Source organism: Geminisphaera colitermitum TAV2 (genome assembly GCF_000171235.2).
Lineage (GTDB): Bacteria > Verrucomicrobiota > Verrucomicrobiia > Opitutales > Opitutaceae > Geminisphaera > Geminisphaera colitermitum.
The window spans coordinates 1-13,184 of the sequence record NZ_ABEA03000111.1; the positions used below are offsets into that span (position 1 = coordinate 1).

General features: G+C 62.9%; 13 protein-coding genes. 4 read left to right on the forward strand and 9 right to left on the reverse strand.

Translation table 11 applies throughout. The features are described from left to right. Both OBACDRAFT_RS13445 and sppA read right to left on the reverse strand, forming a co-directional pair. Positions 1 to 265, reverse strand: a 265-nt coding sequence (locus OBACDRAFT_RS13445; RefSeq protein ID WP_232767110.1) for an NTP transferase domain-containing protein, incomplete at its 3' end; no start/stop codon positions are given. A 14-nt stretch (positions 266 to 279) separates the two neighbouring features. Next, entirely contained in the window at positions 280 to 2,145 is a 1,866-nt protein-coding gene (gene sppA, locus OBACDRAFT_RS13450; RefSeq protein WP_043586401.1) for a signal peptide peptidase SppA, read from the reverse strand. Between the two features lie 187 nt (positions 2,146 to 2,332). Here sppA and OBACDRAFT_RS13455 point away from each other — a divergent pair, with 187 nt between their 5' ends. Further along, positions 2,333 to 3,043 (forward strand): esterase/lipase family protein, encoded by a 711-nt coding sequence (locus tag OBACDRAFT_RS13455; protein WP_232767113.1) that lies wholly within the window; start codon positions 2,333 to 2,335, stop codon positions 3,041 to 3,043. 1 nt (position 3,044) lies between these two features. Here the strand turns inward: OBACDRAFT_RS13455 and OBACDRAFT_RS13460 are convergent, their stop codons facing one another. The 5 genes from OBACDRAFT_RS13460 to OBACDRAFT_RS13480 all read right to left on the reverse strand — a co-directional run bounded on the left by OBACDRAFT_RS13460 (position 3,045) and on the right by OBACDRAFT_RS13480 (position 9,020). Then, positions 3,045 to 3,890 carry a hypothetical protein gene (locus tag OBACDRAFT_RS13460; protein ID WP_043586404.1) on the reverse strand — a complete coding sequence of 282 codons (846 nt, stop codon included), beginning with the start codon at positions 3,888 to 3,890 and terminating at the stop codon, positions 3,045 to 3,047. Next, positions 3,887 to 6,310 carry a hypothetical protein gene (locus tag OBACDRAFT_RS13465; RefSeq protein WP_157837072.1) on the reverse strand — a complete coding sequence of 808 codons (2,424 nt, stop codon included), beginning with the start codon at positions 6,308 to 6,310 and terminating at the stop codon, positions 3,887 to 3,889. Before OBACDRAFT_RS13465 ends, OBACDRAFT_RS13460 begins: the two co-directional genes overlap by 4 nt. A 182-nt stretch (positions 6,311 to 6,492) precedes the next feature. Further along, the gene (locus tag OBACDRAFT_RS25430; protein ID WP_052361962.1) at positions 6,493 to 7,188 is read right to left on the reverse strand and encodes a type II secretion system protein; all 696 of its coding nucleotides are present in this window, start codon (positions 7,186 to 7,188) and stop codon (positions 6,493 to 6,495) included. Between the two features lie 71 nt (positions 7,189 to 7,259). Then, entirely contained in the window at positions 7,260 to 7,967 is a 708-nt protein-coding gene (locus OBACDRAFT_RS13475; RefSeq protein ID WP_043586407.1) for a hypothetical protein, read from the reverse strand. 84 nt (positions 7,968 to 8,051) lie between these two features. After that, a complete protein-coding gene (locus OBACDRAFT_RS13480) occupies positions 8,052 to 9,020 on the reverse strand; it encodes a LamG-like jellyroll fold domain-containing protein (RefSeq protein ID WP_043586410.1) in 969 nt (322 codons plus the stop codon). Between the two features lie 241 nt (positions 9,021 to 9,261). On the opposite strand from OBACDRAFT_RS13480, the gene OBACDRAFT_RS13485 reads away from it, so the two are divergent. The 3 genes from OBACDRAFT_RS13485 to OBACDRAFT_RS13495 are packed head-to-tail and all read left to right on the forward strand — an operon-like array spanning position 9,262 to position 10,908. Continuing rightward, positions 9,262 to 9,462 (forward strand): hypothetical protein, encoded by a 201-nt coding sequence (locus tag OBACDRAFT_RS13485; RefSeq protein ID WP_043586412.1) that lies wholly within the window; start codon positions 9,262 to 9,264, stop codon positions 9,460 to 9,462. Next, a complete protein-coding gene (locus OBACDRAFT_RS13490) occupies positions 9,438 to 9,761 on the forward strand; it encodes a type II toxin-antitoxin system RelE/ParE family toxin (RefSeq protein WP_043586414.1) in 324 nt (107 codons plus the stop codon). Before OBACDRAFT_RS13485 ends, OBACDRAFT_RS13490 begins: the two co-directional genes overlap by 25 nt. A gap of 37 nt (positions 9,762 to 9,798) precedes the next feature. Then, entirely contained in the window at positions 9,799 to 10,908 is a 1,110-nt protein-coding gene (locus tag OBACDRAFT_RS13495) for a substrate-binding domain-containing protein (protein WP_081722042.1), read from the forward strand. Between the two features lie 165 nt (positions 10,909 to 11,073). Here the strand turns inward: OBACDRAFT_RS13495 and OBACDRAFT_RS13500 are convergent, their stop codons facing one another. Both OBACDRAFT_RS13500 and OBACDRAFT_RS13505 read right to left on the reverse strand, forming a co-directional pair. Further along, positions 11,074 to 12,348: a class I SAM-dependent methyltransferase gene (locus tag OBACDRAFT_RS13500; protein ID WP_043586417.1), complete on the reverse strand. Its 1,275-nt coding sequence runs from the start codon at positions 12,346 to 12,348 to the stop codon at positions 11,074 to 11,076. A 42-nt stretch (positions 12,349 to 12,390) separates the two neighbouring features. Continuing rightward, a partial coding sequence (locus OBACDRAFT_RS13505; protein WP_081722041.1) for an aminotransferase class IV occupies positions 12,391 to 13,184 on the reverse strand: 794 nt, incomplete at its 5' end.

Genomic DNA, 13,184 nt, shown 5'->3' on the forward strand with positions numbered 1-13,184 from the left:
AGTGGATGGGGAGCTTGTCGAGTGATTGGAAAACGTAGTCCACCTGCACGCGGTCGGCGAAGCGCGAGCCGATGGTGGCGCGAAAGGCCTCCTCAAAATCGTGGCGGATGACAAAGAGCACGCGCGTGAATCCGGCGCGGAGGGCGTCGTAAACGGAGTAGTCGAGCACGGTTTCCCCGGAGGGACCCATGGGATCGACTTGTTTGAGGCCCCCGTAGCGGGAGCCCATTCCAGCGGCGAGGACGACGAGGGTGAGGCGGGACATGGCAGGGCGCATTGTCAGCGGGGGCGGATGTCGTATTCGAGACGGGAATACACGCCGCGCGGGTCGTTGTAATGATCGAGGGTGCGGAGGCTGGTTTGGGTCTCGGCGAGGAGGCGTGTGAAGGGGCCGCGCGCAGTGGTGGAGACGGCGGGGCGGAGCAGGGTGGCAAGGCGCGATTCGGGATAGCGGTGGCTGCTGAACAGGTCGGCCAGGAGTTGCGAGAAGGGGATGGTGGCGGGGATTTCCTCGATTGTGTAACGGTCACCGAGGCCGGCTTCGCGGGCGGCGTAGGCGAGGGCGTCGGTGAGGCCGCCGAGTTCGTCCACGAGGCCGAGGCGGTGGGCGTCGAGGCCGGACCAGACGCGGCCTTGCGCGATTTCCTGCACGCGGGCGGGTTCGAGGGAGCGGGCGGTGGAAACGCGTTTGATGAACTCGGCGTAGGTCCAGTCCACGAGGCGCTGGAAGATGGCCATCTCGGCAGGGGTCTTGGGACGGGTGAGGGTGAAGGCGCCGGCATAGCGTCCGGTCTTCACGCCGTCCCAGGTGACGCCGTGGGTGTTGGCGAGTTTTTGCACGTCAAACTGGAGTCCGAAGACGCCGATGGAGCCGGTGATGGTGGTGGGTTCGGCAAAGATGCGTCCGCCGGAGAGGGCAATCCAGTAGCCGCCGGACGCGGCGTAGTTGCCCATGGATACAACGACGGGTTTCACTTCGGCGGCGAGTTGGAGTTCGCGCAGGATGTGTTCGGAGGCGCTGGCGGAGCCGCCGGGGCTGTTGACGCGCAGGACGATGGCGGCGATGTCGTCGTCGAGGCGCAGGGCGCGGATTTCGCGCGAGAAGGCGTCTCCGCCAACGACGCCGATTTCGCCTTCGCCGTCCACGATTTCGCCTTCGGCATAAACGATGGCGAGGCGGGCGCCGTTGTTGGATTTTCGTTTTTGTTTTTTCTGTGGGTGGAGTTTGGGGTTGGCGAGGGTTTTGGTGTAGTCGCGGATGTCGATTTGGGTGAAGGGTGTGAGGGCGTCTTCACCGGTGGCGTCCTGGAGTTCGGCGAGGATTTCGTCGCGGTAGGCGATGCGGTGGATGAGGCCGGCGTCGAGGGCGGCTTGCGGGGTGATGAGGCCTTCCTTGTCCACGAGTTTCTGAAGGGTGTCGGGGGCGGGGAGTTGGCGGGTGTCGGTGACTTCGGCAACGATGGTGGTCCAGAGGTCGTCGAGGAGTTTTTGGAGTTGTTCGCGGCTTTCGGGGCTGAGATCGGCGCGGGTAAAGGGTTCGACTGCGGACTTGTATTTGCCGGAGCGGGTGACCTGGACGCCGACGCCGTATTTTTCGAGGGCTCCGGCGAAGAACATGGGTTGCGAGGCGAGGCCGGGCATTTCGATGAGGCCGAAGGGGTCGAGGGCGAGTTCGGTGGCGGTGGAGCCGAGGTAGTATTCAAGGGTGCCGGGAGAGTCGAACCAGGCGCGGATGGGTTTGTTGGCGGCGCGAAATTCGGCGAGGGCGGCGCGGACTTCGCGCAGGGAGGCGAAGCCGGTGCCGTAGCCGTCGGGCGCGAAGTGGCCGGTGAGGTAGAGGCCGCGGATGCGTTTGTCGGTGGCGGCGGTGCGGATGGCTTTGGTGAGGAGGCGCAGGGAGATGGATTCGGGTTTGTCGCTGGTGAGGAGGCCGCCAAGGGAGGTGGCGTCAAAGGAGGGGGGGGAGTCGGTGAGGTTGGTGCCGGAGAGGTTGAAGACGAGGTAGGAACCGGGTTCGATGCGGATGGTTTCTTTCTCAATCATGCTGAGGCCGACGATGAACATGACGGCCACGGCAATGGAGCCGGCGGCGAAGAGGATCAGGGCGACAAGCGTGCCGAGCAGGGACGCGAAAAAGGATTTCATGCGGGGCTTACGTTGAACATCAGGCTTGCGACGTCCAATCCAGAAGATGGATGAAGAGAGGTTAATGAAGGCTCTTGATGGTGACTTCTTTTCACTTGTCCGGCGTGGGTCGCTCGGGAGGGGCGGGAGGTTACTCCGGCGGTTCGCGGCTGGCGTCACGGGGGTTTGGGGGGCGATGTTCGTCCTGATGAATTTGTCAATGGCAACAGCGGCGACGGTGGATGGAGGGGGGACGGTGATCTTGTTGCATGGTCTGGCGCGCAAACCCGGTTCGATGGCGCGGATGGAGCGTCGGTTGCGCGCCGAGGGATATGAGGTGCGCAATATCGGTTACCCGTCGCGCGAGGCGAGGGTCGAGGTGCTGGCGGAGCAGGTGCTGGGGCCGGTGTTCGGCGAAGACGCGGCAGGCTGGGGTGCGGCAGGCGGGCGGGTGCATGTGGTGACGCATTCGATGGGCGGGATTTTGCTGCGCCAGTACATCGCAGCGCACGGCGTGCCGGAGCGGCTTGGGCGGGTGGTCATGCTGGCGCCGCCCAACCACGGCAGCGAGATCGTGGACAAGCTGGGCGGGTGGCGGTTGTTCGCGGCGGTCAACGGTCCGGCGGGCGGGCAACTGGGCACGGCGGCGGATGGGCTGGTGGCATCGCTCGGAGCGTGGCCGTCGGCGAAGCCGGGGATGGCGGAGCTTGGGGTGATTGCGGGGGATTTTTCGTGGAATCCGTTTTATTCGTCGATGATTGCCGGTGACGACGATGGCAAGGTGTCGGTGGCGAGCACGCACTTGGAGGGCGAGCGTGCACATCGGGTGCTTCCGTATTCGCACACGTGGATCATGCGCCGGAAAGAGACGATCGACGCGGTGGTCGCGTTTTTGAAGAGGGGGCGGTTTGGCGACTGAGTCACGCCGCCGTTAGCATGGCGGTTGTTGCGCGAGGCATTCCGATATTCAGCACCAGAACTTGCAGCACGCCCGCGAGGTCATCGTTCACGCATGGAACTGAATCATCATGATGGGCGGAGCTTGTTGAGGTAATTCGCTCGATTAACGTGGCCAGTTTCGCGGATCGAAATTCGTGCAGGCCGGCATTGTCTGGTGGAAGCGAGCGAAGTTGTTTCCACGCGGAGTTGTGCAACGCTTCGATTCGCTCCAGCACCGCGGGGTGTCGCACATGGTTTTCCATCAGATGGAGGGCGATAAGAATGGGCGTCCAGTGATCGCCGGCAGCAATGTGTGCATGACGGGTCCGCGTGCCGTCGGACGTCAGGGGCGATGCGGGCGCGGCGATGAGGCGGCCGAGTTGGTCAAATTGGTCGAGCGCCTGGGCGAGCATGACGCTGTCAAACGTGAACTCGGCGACGGAAAGCATGACGAAGACATCAAGCGCATCGAGGTCTCGGGAACTGCGTTGCCGGAGTGTCGAGGCGAAGTGCTGAAGCGTGCTGCTGATGAGTTCCTGAAGTGCGGGGACGAGCCTCATGCGATGCCGGTGCCAGATAAGGGCGAGGGGGAATCCGGTGGCAGAGGGGGGGGGGGGGGGGAGGAGGATGGCGTGGGTGATGCGGGAGATCAGCGCCTCGGCACGTCCCATGCGGGGGCGTTCGGCGGTTTCGAGGAGGGCGAAGGCGTAATGGAGATTACATGACAAAGTCGCGGGCGGCGGAAGCAGGCCGGTGCTCGGATCGAACTGGCGATCCCAGACATCGACAATGGCGTGCAGGAGTTGCTGGCGGCGGGCCTCGGTCATGGTGCGACGGGAAACGGGGCGCGGCCTTTGAGGGTGAGTGCTTCGGTGAGGGCTTGGCGCCGGGCGGAGGCGAGATTGTCGAGGAGGGAGGCATTCCCGGCAGTTTTCGGAAGGACATGGAATATCTGCCATGCGACGTCGGCGATTTGCAGGGCGAGCGTACCGTCGGGGGCGATGGTGATTTCGCCTCGCTGCCCGGAGGGCAGGGCGAGCCAGAGGGCGGTGGTTCCGGGGGTGAGCGCGGGCGACAAGGCACCGGGAGTCATTATTTGAACGCGGAGGGTTTTGTCGGGATTGGCATAGGCGATTTTGCCGGCGGTCGAAGGGCGGCCTTTAGTCTGGCGCGACCAATCGCGGACTTCGGGGCTTTGCACGCCGATGATGAGTGTGTCGTTGTTTACCCGATACACGCGGGCAAAGGCGCCGGGGGCGGTTTTCCAGCGAGGGGCGATGTGAAAGGTCACTAAAAGGTGTTGGTAAACGGCGGCGGTGACCGGCGCGTTTTCAGGAAGACCGGGATCGAAGAGGAGGGTGTAAAGGGGGCGCGTGCCGACTGTGGTTTGGATGACGAGCGGTTGTCCGCCTAGCGTAATGACAGTTCGTGGCGCGGGGGTGTTATTGGCAACGGCAGCGGCGTAGAGCGGGCCGGCGAGGCTGGCTTCGGCAAGCAGGGTGGCCGGGCCGGCGCGCAGGGGGCCGCTCCAGAGTCCGGCGAGGCGGGGTTTGACTGCGTGGGCGGGCGTGAGGGTGGCGAGGGACTGGCGGGTGAAGTCGGTGCGGATGATGTTATCAATGCCTTGGGCAACGGCAATGGCTCCGGGGATGGCTCCGGTTTCGAGATGTCGAAGGAGTTGGAGCCAGCCTTTCTCGGTTGCGGTGGTGGGGCTGTAAAGAATGGGGCCGGTAGTAGTGAGAATGGGGTCGCCGGTTTGGTTGAGGTTTTGGAGGGCTTCCTCGCCCATGCCGGTGAAAAGAAAGCCGTTTTGCGCGAGGACGAGGTCGGGTGAGAGCGGGGTGTCGAGCCGCCAGTTCCAGGGTCGCCATTCGTCGCCCCAGGGGCGGAATATGCGTCGTGAGGTTATGGATACGAAGTCGGGCGCGGGGCGCCGGGGCTGGTCTTCGCGGGCATGGATGAAACCGAGTCCGTAGTGGAGGATCAGGCGGGCGCGTTCGGCGTGTGCGGGATTTTTGAGAACTTCGTCAAGGGGACGGCGGGCGCCGGGCCAGAAGTCGCCTTCGAGGTGCGCGGCGGCGGTGGCGGCGGTGAGTTCGTAGGCGTCAAGCCAGGCGATTTCGTGCGCGTAGTAGGGCCATTGATTGCCGCCGCCGCCGGATTCGAGAACGAGGCCGTTTTGTCGCGGGGCGCGTTGGGGGCTGGTGAGGTAGGGTTGACGGTAATAGGCACCGTCGGCATGGGAGACGTTTTGAAAAAATTCCTCGCTGGTGACGCGAACGGAATCGAGGGCGTTGAGGAAGAGGAGGTCGCAGCCGTTGGCCATGTCCTCGGGGTTGGGCATGCATTGAAAAAAGCCGCCTTCGCGTTCGGCGTTGTCGCCAAGGAGGCGGGCGAATTTCAGCCATTCGTAGTGAACGAGGATGTCGAAGAGGATGTATTCGGGTGAATATGACGGCGGGCGGGGCTGGCCGTCGCCGGGTTTGCGGGGCGGGGTGTAGTCGGCCCAGGTTTGGAGTCCGAGGGTTTGGGGCGCAGGGAGGCCGCCGAGGTAGTATTCGGCGTAGTCACGGAGTTTGATGGTGCGGGCGGGGCCGCCGTCGAGCGAGGCGCGGAGGCCGTCGTCGGTGCCAAGGAGGTCGCTGCGAAAGGCGGCAATGGTGGCGGGGTTGTGGCCGGTGGCTCCGCGTCCGCCGCCCCACATCCAGACCATGTCGCAAAAACCGTGTCCGCTGTAGCCGCTGCGAATGGCGGACTGTCCGAGTTGGAGGAATGCCTGGCGCGTGGCGGGGTGCGGGAGCGCGGCGGCGTGCGCTTTTCCAGATAGGGCGTAATGTGGGGTTTTGATCGAGAGGTCCGCGCCGGCCCAGTTGATTTCAAAGGCGTTTTGTGAGCGGAACCAGGGTTCGTAGCCGGAGCCCCAGGTTTGGATGATGGTGGGGATGTTGAGTTGGTTATAGACGGGGGGTTGTTTGAAGCGTTCGGGTTTGTTGGCGATCATGACGACGGCAAGGTCGGGGATGATGCCGTGGATGAGGCGGATGGTTTCGTCGGCGTATTGGGAGTTGGCCCAGTGGCCGTCAACGCCGAGCCAGAAGAGTCCGGGACGGAGGGGCGCACCGCGTGGTTTGGCGTCCGCGTCGGAGGAGGGGGGGGGGGGAGGGGCTGGGCGGAGGACGGCGGCGGGGGTCGGCGGGAGAATTGTCGAGCGCGGCGGCAGCCACGATGGGAGTAGGGGCGAGTGCAAACGCGAGGGCGTGGAGGGGTGTTGCAAGGAGATGAACGGTTCGGAGGAGATTCATGATCGTGGAAATGTCATGCGTAGCGCATGGAGCGTCAGGTCGCGAAATCGGATAATGGGAAAGTGAATACGCAGTGCCTGTATTGCGACGGAGTGGCGATTTTCAGACCGCTGCCCCTTGCAGATTTTCACAGCGGGGCGCTGGCGCTGTTGTGAAAAAACACGGTTTCGTTCTCACCATCAGGGGGGCTGTTGAGTTGTGAGGGATCCTGTGCTTTCAGCCACTTCACGTGCCCATCGCAAAAGCCATAGTTCGCACCGCCCTTTGTTTTTGTGTTGGGCCACAGTTTGGACACCCGCGACAAGCTCCAGTCACAATTGCCTGTCGCCCCCATTTTCCCGTCCGCAATCATCACCTGATGGCTCGGTGCGCTAAATTCTCGAATGGTGTGACGTCGGAACATCTGCCCGAAATCAAGCAAGCCCCAGCCGCCGGTGTTCCAAATTGTCTCATCCGGATACAGTTTTCGCGTGACGGGATTATAAAGTTGCTGGAGGCAACGTTTGCGCGTGGGAGGGGTGATGGTGGCGCTCGAAATGGTGTCGGCCAAGTAGCCTTCTTCGACGAGGACATATATCCATCCGGGTTTTGCGGGGGTCAGGTTTTTTCCGTCAACGGCCGGGACCAATCCTCGGTTGTCCTCAGCATAGAGGAGGAGGCTCATGGTGACTTGGCGGAGATTGGAGAGCGCTTTTGCGCGGTCGGCACTGCTGCGCACGGCTCCGACGGTGGGGATGATGATGGCGGCGAGGATGCCAATGATCGCAATGACGGTGAGTAGTTCGATAAGTGTAAAGGCGCGGCAGGCGGGGAGGGCTTTCATGACGGCGGCGGTGGGTTGTGTGTGCAGGGGGAAGGGGGGCGGGGGAGAAAGGGATGGGTGGGGCGTGAATTTTAGTCGGTCACGAGGACTTGGGCTTGGAGGGTGAGGCGGTTGCCGTAGCCGTCAACGACAGGGGACATTTCGATGAGGATGCGGTCGCCTTCCGCAGTCTTGAGCGGGATTTTGTGCGTGAGGGGAGCGGGGGAGTTGGCGGCGTTGGGAATTTTGATTGTTTGGATGCGAGGAATCTCCCTCACGGTTGTTGCGGTTGCATTTTTTGTATCCGAAATTGGATACTGTCGGATGGTGAGCGTCATGCCCGCGCCGCCTTTGATGTCGGTGCCGATGTTCTGGAGCGTGAGCACGAGGGTGAGGGCGCTTGCGACGGGGCTCGTCCACTGGATGTAGGCGGAGCCTTTGTTGTCGTTGTGAGCGGCGCTTTTTTGCGGAGAGACGAGGATGATGGGACGTTTTTCGGCGTCATGCCGCCGGGAAAAACCGGGTTGGTTAAAAATGCTGCCGCCGTAGCTCCAGATAGAGACGTCGGGGTTGCCGCCGACTTTTTGTTCGAAGCGGTCGAGAGGTGTGAGTTCGCCGAGCGTGGCATTGGGCGCGCCGCGCAGGAGGAGCCAGCTTCCAAGGGGCTGGCTCCTCGTCGGGAGCGCGGTTCCCCATTCTTTATGAAGGTCGGCAATAACGCGGGCTTCGGTGGCTTCGGCAGCGGCAAGGGTAGCCGTCGTTAGAAGGACGAGCGTGGCGGCGAGAGCGAGCGGTTTCATAATGTGGAATGGAAAATGTAGAACGGGGGGAATGAGCGGGATGCAGAATGTTGCGACGAGGGGAGCGAGGAGGGAGCGATGCCGTTAGCGTTTATCGTGATGACGGCGGCGCAGGGCGGCAAAGCATCCGAGAGTGGCGGCAGCGGCGGCAAGCGCGAGGGCGTTCGTCGCGGGTTCGGGGACGAGTTGCGGGGCGCCACGGATTTGAAAGGCGCGAACTTCGGCCTCGGTGAGGGCAGTGGTGAAGATGGCCATGTTGTCGAGGTAGCCGTCCATGGCCCGGGCGAAGTTACCGGAATTGCCGATGTTGAGGTTGGCGGTTGTGGCGGCCACGGATGTCGTTTTGTTGAGGTTGGTCGCGTTGATGGTGGTGTCTGCTGTGGGTGTTGCGAGGGTCGTGTCGGTGCCTTGATAGAAGGTCACGGTTTTGGTGCTGTCAGCGAGGTCGATGCTGACGGCAAAGAATACCCAGCTTCCGACTGCGGTATAACTGGTGGTGTTCGATGTCGCGATGTTTGCGCCGTTAATGGAAAGAGACAGCGAACCGTTGGAGGAGGAATAAAATAAAAATCCGTTGTTGCCGGAGGTATATTCAAACAGGCGGGCACCACCCGCGATGGGGTTGGAGTCGGTCTTGAACCAGCCCGCCAAGGTGAACTGGGTCAGGCCAGCGAGCGTGGGGCCGACTACCCCGCCTCCTACGGAAAAGAGTCCGCTGGTCACGTTGCTGGTGGAATGGGTCGTTGCGGTGTTATTAAAAGCTTTGTCGCCCGGCAATCCGGATACGCCCGATCCGTCTGCTCCATAGAGATTGGCTGCGGTGCTGGCTGCTTTGTAAAGCGTGCCGGTGGCCGAAGTGACAGTGCCGGTGCTGGCGGCACTGGTGCCGGGAGTGGCGGGGTTGAATTCGTAGAGCAATACTTGCGCGTGACTCGTGGCGGCGGTGCTCAATGCGAGCAGGGTTAGCGAGAGGAAACCGGCAAGCGCGGTGAGCGTGGTGACCGGACGCTGGATGGTGGTTTTGTGGAGCAGGGTTTGAGCGCGGCTTTTCATGTGCGTGGGTGGTGAGGATGTGTTTCTGTTTTCTGCGGGTGAAAGGTGTCGCGGGTGGAGCCGGACAATCGTTGCTCGCGTAATAAGGAGGACGTCAGTCTGGCGAACAACGCGGGCGTTATCTGACACGTCAGATTGCGAGGTGTCTTCGCAGAGGTTTTCGGCGAGCAGGCGGAAAAGGCAGAATATCGCAGGGATTGCCAAAAAGATTAGAGCGCTTAGCGTGTCCTCCATAATGCCAATGACTTTGAAACAGGAAGTTCACACCCTCGTTGACGCCTTGCCGGACGACTCGCCTCAACTCGCCGGTTTGAGCGAGTCCTTGCGCATGAGCCGTGCATTGGAAGAGGGATTCGATGATGTGAAACGAGGGCGCACTTATGATGCGGACGTTTTTCTCGAAAAAGTGCGGAAGCAATGGCCTCGCAAAACCTCCGCCTGATTTTCACGCAAAGCGCATGGGATGATCTTGAACAGATCGTCGCTTACTGGGCGGAGCGCGGCGAACCGGAACGAGGGGTTCAGTATGCCCACGATTTGCCGGGCGCCGCCATGCTTTTGCTGGGTGATCCGGATACGGCCAGACGTGGTCGTTACCTTGTGAATACGGCATATCCGGAGGCGCAGGAACTCCCGGTTTTTAGGCGCACCTACCGCATTCTTTATCATTTCAGGGAGGATGAGTCAGTTGTTGAGATTCTGCGTTTCTGGCATTCGCACCGACGCGAGCCGTTTCTGTGAGTTGCGTTAACGAGTGGTTTTGTTCAACAAACTGCGCGTGCCCCCGAAGTCCGTAACCGCAAGTTTCTCGTCCAAAGCATCTGCCGCATCGTCCGCCTCTCCCGTCCATGCCGCCCGCGCTACGCCGCCGACGGTGCGCGAACTGGCGGCGCAATTGGGAATCAGCCGGACAACCGTGGCGCTGGCATTGCGCCGGCATCCGAGCGTGGCGGCGGCGACGCGTGATCGTGTGCAGGCGGCGGCGCAGGCGGCGGGATATCAGAAAAATCCGCTGGTCAATGCTCTCATGTCACAAGTGCGCCAGAGGCACCGGCTGAAACCAACAGGCGAAGTGGTGGCGTATTTGACTTCGCATGACACGGAGGAGGATTGGCGGCGGCATCCGTCGCATGTGCAGCAATTCGATGGGGCGCTGGAGCGGGCGCGGCAACTTGGGTTTGATTTGCAACCCATGTGGCTTGGCCCGCGTGGGGAACAATCACGGCAAACTGCGCGTGTGCTTAATGCGCGGGGGATGCGCGGTTCGGTGCTGGCGCCCATCGGAGTCGATCACCGGACGCTGGAACTAGATTGGGCGAGACATGCGGTGGTGGCGACGGGATACTCGTTTCGGCAAGTCCCGCTGCATCGTTCGGCCAACCACAACATCAGTCTGGTTTTTTCGTGTTATGCCCACTTGCGCAAGATGGGTTGCCGGCGCATCGGCATGGCGATGCTGAAGCAAGACAATGAACGGGTGTGGCATTTTTGGTTGACCGGATTTCTCGGCGCGCAGCGCGTGCATGGTGGAGAGCGCATCGAGCCATTGTTATTTACGGACTACACGGACCCGACGGCATTTCACCGATGGTTTGCGCGCAGAAAACCGGATGCCGTCATTGGCATTTGGCTGGACCTGCCGTTGACGTGGATGCGGGAGGACGGCGTGCGGGTGCCGGAGGATGTGAGTTACGCAACGCTCGATGTAGGCGACCGCGTGGGGCAGATCGCCGGGATGCAACAGGATCACCGCGGCGTAGGCGCGGCGGCGATGGACTTGCTGGCAAGCCAGCTTTTCCGCAACGAGATCGGTATCCCCCAAACCCCTACGGTCACGATGATCGAGGGAACGTGGGTGGATGGTCCGACGGTGGCGCGACGGGGATAATTGTAAAAAAAGAGAGGGCCACGAAATACACGGATTGGCTGCGCCAAAACCGAGATCGAAATTTCACGCAGCGGCGCAACGGACGCAACGCCATCAGCCTGTTGTTGCTTCTCAATGTGGCGACCGTTGCGCCGTTGCGTGAAATTCTTCTTGCCAGAGGGAAATTTACAAGGTGAGGCCGAGGTGGCGGGCGAGGCGTTGGTCGTGGATACCGTAAAAGCTGGCGAGCGCACGCACGCGGGCCGCGGCCTGCGGGTGACCGGGGGCGCGGGTCTTGATGGCGGCAATCATGAGGTTTTTCGCGGTGTGCTCGGGTGAAATGAATTCGAAAATTTTCGTCCGGTAACCGGCCCATTCGAGGAGTTCGGCACGGAGGCCGTCGGTCACGATTTCGGCTTCGCGTTCATGCAGGATGCCGTGGGAGAGCATCCCGGCGAGGGGGGGGGGGGGGGTGAGTTGCGGGCGCAGTTCCTGATGGCAGCAGGGCGACACGACGAGGAGCCGGGCGCCGGCTGCGATGCCGGCGGCAAGGGCGTCGTCGGTCGCGGTGTTGCAGGCGTGGAGAGCGATGAGCACGTCGAGCGAACCGCCGGCGGCGGATGCCGCGGGCGTGGTGGCGGACGGGTGTAACGGAATCTCGGATACGGATGCGTCCGGAACTGTCGCGGCGATCTCGCCCTCGGCAAACTGGAGTCCGGGCGTGAAGCCGTGTTGTTGCGCGATCTGGTTGCACGCGAGAACGAGGTCGGCGCGGCGTTCGATGCCGGTGATGGCGGCGCGTGGTCCGAGAAGCGCGGCGAGGGCAAAGGTCAGGTAGCCCTTGCCGCAACCCATGTCGGCGATGCGAATGGGCGAGGTGGGGGTGGCGGGCTCAACGAGTCCGGCGTCGGCCAGGAGGTGGGTGAGCAGTTCGGTGAATTTCTGGATCTGGCGGAACTTGCCGGTCATGCCTTCGCGGGGCTGGCCGTGGTCGTTGGTGACTCCGAGGGCGCGGAGCCAGGGGGCGTCGGCGGCGTGTGCGCGGGTTTTTGTACGGTCATGCTCAGTGGCGGCGGGCGGCGGGGCTTCGCAGGCGGTTTTGATGGAGAGTTTGCGGCGTCCGCCGGGGAGGGTTTGGAGCTGCGCGTTTTGAGCGGGTGTGAAGAGATGGGCGTCGCCAAAGGTGGCGCCGAGGAGAGCGCTGAGTTCGTCGAGCGCGGCGGCGGGCGGGTGGTTTTTGGTGATGTCGCGCGTGTCGTATCGCCAGACGAATGACAGATGGGGGCCGCTTTTGAGCGTGACGGGGCGGACGAAGAGGTTGCGCAGCGCGGGGTCGGCGGGGGCGTCGGAGCCGGGCGCGGGGAGCGGTTTGCCGAGTGTGAGTTTCACGAGCGTGCCGTCAGTGATGGATTTGCTCAGTAGTTCGGTGAATCGAGAGAGTGGGTCGTTGGCGTGGGACATTGCGATGGTGACAGGATCGGAAGTGTGGAGAAATTAAGCGAACTACAATCCCGCTGCGCGCAGGGCGGTGATGACGGGGGCGTTTTGGTCGAACTCGTGCGCGTCGATGCGGACGACGGGCATCACGCCCATGAGGGCGTTGGTCACGAAGACTTCGTCGGCGGCGAGAAGTTCGTCGCGCGTGACGATTTCCTCGCGGGCGCGTTGCGGGCCGAGGTGTGCGAGCACGGCGGCGCGCATGACGCCGGGCAGGATGCCGAGTGCAAGCGGCGGCGTGAGGACGAGGCCGTGTTTCACGATGAAGAGCGTGGACGCCGAGCCTTCGAGCACGGTGCCGCAGGGTGTGACAAACAGTGCTTCGTCAAAACCGGCGGCGCGCGCGGCGCGGCGGGCGAGGAGGTTTTCGAGATAGTTGAGGGTTTTGTGCGCGGGCAGGGCGCGGCCTTCGCGGGTGGGTTGCGGAAGGGTCTGGAGACGGAAGCCGCGAATGTAGTCGGTGGGTTTGCAGGGCAGGGGACGCGCGGTGATGATTTCGCCGGTACCGGAAAGCTCTTGGTAGCGCACGATCTTGACGGCGGCGGCGGGCATGCCCAGCGCGGCGAGAAGCCGGGTGATGCGTGCGCCGGTCTCGGCGGTAGAGGCGGGGGGGGGGGGGAGGAGGCCGAGCGTGGCACAACTCGCGGCGAGTCGCGTCAGGTGCGCGTCGAGGCGGAGGGCGCGGCCTTCGCGGGCGCGGATCGTTTCAAACGCGCCGTGGCCAAACATGAACCCGTCGCCGAGCGGCGAGATGCGGGCGGCGGCGGCGGGGATCAGTTCGCCGTTGAGGATGACATGAA

Coding starts and splice junctions, on each gene's coding strand:
- sppA (WP_043586401.1), bottom strand. CDS start 2,145: ATGAAATCCTTTTTCGCGTCCCTGCTCGGCACGCTTGTCGCCCTGATC.
- OBACDRAFT_RS13455 (WP_232767113.1), top strand. CDS start 2,333: ATGAATTTGTCAATGGCAACAGCGGCGACGGTGGATGGAGGGGGGACG.
- OBACDRAFT_RS13460 (WP_043586404.1), bottom strand. CDS start 3,890: ATGACCGAGGCCCGCCGCCAGCAACTCCTGCACGCCATTGTCGATGTC.
- OBACDRAFT_RS25430 (WP_052361962.1), bottom strand. CDS start 7,188: ATGAAAGCCCTCCCCGCCTGCCGCGCCTTTACACTTATCGAACTACTC.
- OBACDRAFT_RS13475 (WP_043586407.1), bottom strand. CDS start 7,967: ATGAAACCGCTCGCTCTCGCCGCCACGCTCGTCCTTCTAACGACGGCT.
- OBACDRAFT_RS13480 (WP_043586410.1), bottom strand. CDS start 9,020: ATGAAAAGCCGCGCTCAAACCCTGCTCCACAAAACCACCATCCAGCGT.
- OBACDRAFT_RS13485 (WP_043586412.1), top strand. CDS start 9,262: ATGACTTTGAAACAGGAAGTTCACACCCTCGTTGACGCCTTGCCGGAC.
- OBACDRAFT_RS13490 (WP_043586414.1), top strand. CDS start 9,438: ATGGCCTCGCAAAACCTCCGCCTGATTTTCACGCAAAGCGCATGGGAT.
- OBACDRAFT_RS13500 (WP_043586417.1), bottom strand. CDS start 12,348: ATGTCCCACGCCAACGACCCACTCTCTCGATTCACCGAACTACTGAGC.